Below are 535 nucleotides of genomic sequence, written 5' to 3'. Positions count from 1 at the left end.
AGAGGACCATCTCCGCGGGACAGCGGAATGCTGCCACTGCTGGAGAAGCGAGTGGAGCAAGGCCCCGAATAGAAGGTGCTCGTGGTGACCGTAAACGTATTCGATGGCTCGCACGATACGAAGAATTTGAGTGCTTTCGTTGAGGGGTCGGGCCTTTCGATCGTGAACTTTGTCGGGCCCGTTCCCTGCTCATGAATGATCGGCGAGATCTCCCCCTCCACGAAATCAGTCGAGTCGGGGTTTTTGAGGTCAACCATCGGATCGACGAGTCCCGCACCGGACGGGGCAGGCGTGGCCGACGAAGTAGTGTCCGCCGTCAGGGAGTTCGCGACACACCCACTGAGAGTCACGCAACCCACCATCACCAACACCGCCACCGCCACCGAGATTCGACGATGGTAGGCGCCAAAAGTTCGTCGCAACGTGCTCCACTGGCGAACGGAGTGATTGGCATCGCCATTTTGGGGCGGCATTGAGACCTCACAACTACTTGTCGGAATTGCAGATTCAGTACGCTGCCCTGCTGCGCTGAAGT

1 protein-coding gene is annotated in these 535 nt (G+C 58.5%); it reads right to left on the bottom strand.

The features are described from left to right. On the bottom strand, window positions 1–383 hold a 383-nt coding region (locus tag JF66_RS24765), incomplete at its 3' end, for a hypothetical protein (RefSeq protein ID WP_231556534.1). Window positions 384–535 lie beyond the last annotated feature (152 nt).

Source organism: Cryobacterium sp. MLB-32, assembly GCF_000738085.1.
Lineage (GTDB): Bacteria > Actinomycetota > Actinomycetes > Actinomycetales > Microbacteriaceae > Cryobacterium.
Note: the sequence above shows the minus strand (reverse complement) of the source record. Positions and strands in the feature narration are given on the sequence as shown.